Here is a 561-nt window from a genome sequence, read left to right as displayed (position 1 = left end):
CCTGCTTTGTGATTCATATGCATTACTGGATTAACGCGTTTACTCCATATTTTAAAGTGATGTCTAAATTGAGAACTCTTAAAACCATCAGGATGTATGGCAATATATCGCTCCCACATAAGTTGGATAGTAACTCCAACTTTCTTGAGTTCACGTTCCATTTGTGGAAAAAAATCATGGAGTTTTTGCAGTCTGGGATCTATGTTTTCAACCGTATTCTGTGAAAATAAAACTTCAAGTTCGGCATCTGTTTTGGCATCAATAGCTTCAAAACTTAAGCCTAGAAGTTCAAATAAAGAAATATATTTCTTTACCGTATTTCTTGAAAGCGATAAGTAATTGCTAATAAACAATTTACTCTTGCCACTACAGTGAAATTTAATTACTTTTCTAATCTTACTCATGTCTGTTACTTTGTTTGCCATAATCCGTATTTTTTGTACGAATGTATGGGCTAACAACATGAAAAAAAGTAACTGTTTTTAATGTCTAATTTACCCTAAAATTTAGGTGGTCAATTTGGACTGGAATTGGGTGGTCAGTTTGCACCGAAATCGATGG

Annotated in this window: 1 pseudogene; it reads right to left on the bottom strand. The window is 33.7% G+C overall.

What is annotated here, in order from left to right:
• Positions 1 to 425, bottom strand: a pseudogene (locus M9Q43_RS11620) (IS21 family transposase); the annotation flags it as partial.
• Positions 426 to 561 lie beyond the last annotated feature (136 nt).

It is taken from the genome of Flavobacterium odoriferum (assembly GCF_025499515.1).
GTDB lineage: Bacteria > Bacteroidota > Bacteroidia > Flavobacteriales > Flavobacteriaceae > Flavobacterium > Flavobacterium odoriferum.
Note: the sequence above shows the minus strand (reverse complement) of the source record. Positions and strands in the feature narration are given on the sequence as shown.